Here is a 4,861-nt window from a genome sequence, read left to right as displayed (position 1 = left end):
CGCACTTGCCACCAATGGCAGCGGCGCGGGTATGAACCTGCTGCCGTGGCCGTCGCTGGACTTCAGCAAGTTCGGCGAGACCGAACTGCAAGCGCTGTCGCGCATCAAGAAGATCAGCGGCCCCAACCTGCATCGCAACTGGGTGATGATCCCCCACGTGACGCAGTTCGACGAAGCCGATGTCACCGAGCTGGAAGAATTCCGCAAGACCTCCAACGACGCTTTCGCCAAGGCCAAGTCGCCGGTCAAGCTGACCATGCTGGCGTTCGTCATCAAGGCCAGTGTCTCGGCCCTGAAGAAATTCCCGGCCTTCAATGCGTCCCTGGACGAGAAGGGCGAGAACCTGATCCTCAAGAAGTACTACAACATCGGCTTCGCCGCCGATACCCCGAATGGCCTGGTGGTGCCGGTCATCAAGAACGCCGACCAGAAGAGCATCGGCCAGATCGCTACCGAAATGGGCGAACTGTCCGCACAAGCCCGCGACGGCAAGTTGAAGCCGGCCGACATGCAAGGCGCGACCTTCACCATTTCCTCGCTGGGTGGCATTGGCGGTACCGCCTTCACGCCCATCATCAATGCGCCGGAAGTGGCCATCCTGGGCCTGTCCAAGTCGATCACCAAGCCGGTGTGGGATGGCAAGCAGTTCGTGCCGCGCCTGATGCTGCCGACCTCGCTGTCCTATGACCACCGCGTCATCGATGGCGCCATGGGCGCGCGCTTCTCGGCCTACCTGGCCGAAGTGCTGGGCGATCTGCGCAAGTCGTTGCTGTAAGCCACCACCGAACATTACGGAGTCAGGACAATGAGTCTCTCTGAAGTCAAGGTCCCCGATATCGGGGATTTCAAGGAAGTCGAAGTCATCGAGGTGATGGTCAAGGTCGGCGACACCATCAAGGTGGATCAATCGCTGATCACGGTCGAATCCGACAAGGCCAGCATGGAAATCCCGTCCAGCCAAGCTGGCGTGGTCAAGGAAGTCAAGGTCAAGGTCGGTGACAAGGTCGCCGAAGGTTCGCTGCTGTTGATGGTAGAAGCTGCCGGCGAAGCCGCAGCCGCCCCGGCACCTGCTGCGGCGCCCGCACCGGCTGCTGCCGCGCCTGCCGCTGCCGCAGCTCCCGTTGCTGCACCGACGGCTGCCAGCTTCGGCGGCAGCGCCGACGTGCAGTGCGACGTGATGGTCCTCGGTGGTGGCCCCGGTGGTTACTCGGCCGCTTTCCGTGCCGCCGACCTGGGCCTGAACACCGTCATCGTCGAACGTGAAGCCACGCTCGGTGGCGTCTGCCTCAACGTCGGCTGCATCCCCTCCAAGGCGCTGCTGCACGTGGCGGCCGTGATCGACGAGACTGCCGCCATGGCGTCGCACGGTGTGACCTTCGGCAAGCCCGAGATCGACATCGACAAGCTGCGCGCCTACAAGGACAAGGTGATCGGCACCATGACCGGTGGCCTGGCCGGCATGGCCAAGGCGCGCAAGGTGCAGGTGGTCAATGGCGAGGGCCAGTTCGCCGGCCCCAACCATATCGAAGTCACCGCCGCGGATGGCAGCAAGAAGGTGGTGCAGTTCAAGCACGCCATCATCGCTGCCGGTTCCTCGGTGGTGAACCTGCCCTTCGTCCCTCAGGATCCGCGCATCGTCGATTCGACCGGTGCACTCGAACTGCGCCAGGTACCCAAGCGTATGCTGGTCATCGGCGGCGGCATCATCGGTCTGGAAATGGCCACCGTCTATTCCACCCTGGGCGCGCGCATCGACGTGGTCGAGATGATGGACGGTCTGATGCAAGGTGCGGACCGCGACATGGTCAAGGTCTGGCAGAAGTTCAACGAGAAGCGCTTCGACAACGTCATGGTCAAGACCAAGACCGTGGCCGTGGAAGCTCTGCCCGAAGGCATCAAGGTGACTTTCGAAGCCGCTGAAGCCGGTGCCACCGCACCTGAGCCGCAACTGTACGACCTGGTGCTGGTGGCCGTGGGCCGCAGCCCGAACGGCAAGAAGCTGTCGGCCGACAAGGCTGGCGTGATCGTCTCGGATCGCGGTTTCATCGCTGTCGACAAGCAGATGCGCACCAACGTCCCGCACATCTTCGCCATCGGCGACCTGGTGGGCCAGCCCATGCTGGCGCACAAGGCGGTGCATGAAGGCCACGTAGCGGCCGAAGCGATTGCCGGCGAGAAGAGCTTCTTCGACGCCAGCGTCATTCCTTCGGTGGCGTATACCGATCCGGAAGTGGCATGGGTCGGCGTGACCGAAGACGAAGCCAAGGCAAAGGGCATCAAGATCGAGAAGGGCCACTTCCCGTGGGCCGCTTCCGGTCGCGCCGTGGCCAATGGCCGTTCGGAAGGCTTCACCAAGCTGCTGTTTGATGCCGAGACCCATCGCGTCATCGGTGGCGGCATCGTCGGCACCCACGCCGGCGACATGATCGGCGAAGTGGCCTTGGCCATCGAGATGGGCGCCGATGCGGTCGATATCGGCAAGACCATCCACCCGCACCCGACCCTGGGCGAGTCCCTGGGCATGGCGGCGGAAGTGGCCGAAGGGCATTGCACCGACTTGCCGCCGCAGCGCAAGAAGTAATCAGCGTTCGGCAGCAGCAAAAAATGGCGGGCCTTCGGGTCCGCCATTTTTTTCATGCTCATGCGCGCCTGCTTGATCGTCTACAGCAACTTCCCCGGATTCATGATCAGGTTCGGATCAAACGCCTGCTTGATGCGCAACATCAGTTCCATCTCCAGCGGCGACTTGTAGTGTTGCAGTTCGTCGCGCCGCAATTGCCCCACACCATGTTCGGCGCTGATGCTGCCTTGTTGCGCGGTCACCAGATCATGCACCAGCCGGTTCAGTTGCAGCGTGGCCTGCTTGACCTCTTCATACGAGGAGGAAAGCGGGATCATCACATTGAAGTGCAGGTTGCCATCGCCCAGGTGACCGAAGTTGATGATCTCGGCCTGTAGTCCACACCCAGAGATGAGCGCTTCAGCCTCGTCCACGAAACCGGCAATGGCCGAGATCGGTAGCGCGATGTCGTGCTTGATGACCTTGCCGGCCCGCACCTGCGCCTGCGAGATACCCTCCCGGATTTTCCATAGCGCCGCCGCCTGCGTGCTGCTGGTGCAAAGCATGGCGTCGCCGACCAGCCCATCCTCCATGGCCTGTCCGAGCAGCTCTTCCAGCATGGCCTGCAAGCCCACGTCCTCGGTATCGGCCAGTTCGATCAGCGCGTTGTAGCGAGCCGGCTGTGCCAGCGGTGCGCGGGTGTCGGTCACGTGCTGCAGCACCAGCGCCAAGGAAGCTGCCGACATCATCTCGAAGGCCACCAGCCGGTCACCGCAGCGCGCCCGCGTGCGTGCCAGCAACTCGGCCAGCTGCGCCAGGCTGTCGCTGCCGACCCAAGCGGTGGCGCGGGCGTGCGGTTGCGAAAACAGTTTCAGCACGGCTCCGGTGATCACCCCCAGCGTGCCTTCGGAGCCGATGAAGAGGTCGCGCAGGTCGTAGCCGGTGTTGTCCTTGCGCAGGCCGCGCAAGCCATTCCACACGCGCCCGTCCGGCAGTACCACTTCCAGCCCCAGTGCCAGCTCGCGCATGTTGCCAAAGCGCAGTACCGCAATCCCGCCGGCGTTGGTGGCCAGGTTGCCGCCGACGGTGCAACTGCCTTCGGCACCCAGGCTGAGCGGGAAGTAGCGCCCCGCGGCGCGTGCCGCTTCCTGCGCATGGGCCAGGAGCACGCCGGCGTCCACCGTCATGGTGTTGTTGATGGGGTCCACCGCACGGATGCGGTTCATGCGGGTGGTCGAGACAATCACCTGGGCGCCACTGTCGTCGGGCGTGGCGCCGCCACTCATGCCGGTATTGCCGCCCTGGGTGACGATGGGGGTGTGGGTCTGGTGGCATAGGCGTACTACCTCGGCAGTTTGCGCGGTGTCGGCCGGGCGCACCACCACGGCGACACGGCCATGCCATTTATTGAGCCAATCCTTCACATACGAAGCCTGCTCCTCGGCCGCCGTGACCAGTCCCGCGTCGCCGACGATGCTGCGCAGCTGCTGGATCAGTTGCTGGGTATTTTCATTCATATCGGTCCTCAGGCGCCATGCCAGTTCATCTTGATGCGGCCGATCGCCATGGCGGCTGCCGCCTGGCTGGGTTCGACCACCGGTATGCCCAGTGCTTCCTGCAAGGCGTCCCGATAGACCGCCATGCCGGCGCACCCCATGACGATCACGTCGGCGCCATGGGTATCCCGCAGGCGCAGGCCGACTTCACACATGCGCGCCAGGGTGCGGTTGTAATCGGCCAGTTCGGTCACATTCAGGCCGATGGCCAGTTCGCCCGCCAGCCGCGATTGCACGCCCATCGCCCCGTAGGCGCGCAGATGGCGCGGGATCGAGCCCGGCAGGATGGCGATGACGCCGAAGCGCTGGCCCAGCGTCAGGGCCGTCAGTACACCGCTTTCCATGATGCCCAGCACCGGCACGTCCACCGCCTCGCGCACCGCATACAGGCCGGGATCGGAGTAGCAGGCGATCACGAAGGCAGCCGCACGGGCGCGCAAGGAGCGCGCCAGCGAGACCAACTGGGGAGCCACGCTGTCCACATCCTGCTGGGTCTGGATGCCAGGCGGGCCCGAGGACAGCGACAGGCATTCGATGACCGGACCACCGGCCATGCGCAGCGGCGCCATGGCTGCCTCGATGCCGTGCGTGACGGCAGCCGTACTATTGGGATTGATGACGAACAGGGCAGGGCCGTCGGCCGCGACAAGGGACATGATGGTTTCTCGCAAAACTGGAGTCAGCACAGGCAACGAATGTACCCCAGGCCGACGGGCATGTTCCTTGCTCATTGTCGGTCCCCTAA

Annotated in this window: 4 protein-coding genes; 2 read left to right on the top strand and 2 right to left on the bottom strand. The window is 64.0% G+C overall.

All coding sequences use genetic code 11. The features are described 5' to 3' along the window. Both I5W_RS08645 and lpdA read left to right on the top strand, forming a co-directional pair. Positions 1–775, top strand: a 775-nt coding sequence (locus I5W_RS08645) for a 2-oxo acid dehydrogenase subunit E2 (protein WP_044528918.1), incomplete at its 5' end; no start/stop codon positions are given. 30 nt (positions 776–805) lie between these two features. Beyond that, positions 806–2,581: a dihydrolipoyl dehydrogenase gene (gene lpdA / locus I5W_RS08640; protein ID WP_044528917.1), complete on the top strand. Its 1,776-nt coding sequence runs from the start codon at positions 806–808 to the stop codon at positions 2,579–2,581. An 80-nt stretch (positions 2,582–2,661) separates the two neighbouring features. Here lpdA and I5W_RS08635 read toward each other — a convergent pair whose 3' ends face one another. Both I5W_RS08635 and I5W_RS08630 read right to left on the bottom strand, forming a co-directional pair. Then, entirely contained in the window at positions 2,662–4,077 is a 1,416-nt protein-coding gene (locus I5W_RS08635; protein WP_044528916.1) for an FAD-binding oxidoreductase, read from the bottom strand. A gap of 8 nt (positions 4,078–4,085) precedes the next feature. Next, on the bottom strand, positions 4,086–4,772 hold the full coding sequence (locus I5W_RS08630) for an aspartate/glutamate racemase family protein (protein ID WP_044528915.1): 687 nt from the start codon (positions 4,770–4,772) through the stop codon (positions 4,086–4,088). Positions 4,773–4,861 lie beyond the last annotated feature (89 nt).

The sequence above is a fragment of the Herbaspirillum sp. B65 genome, assembly GCF_000333555.1.
GTDB lineage: Bacteria > Pseudomonadota > Gammaproteobacteria > Burkholderiales > Burkholderiaceae_D > Herbaspirillum > Herbaspirillum rubrisubalbicans.
This window is presented reverse-complemented; position numbering and strand designations above follow the sequence as displayed.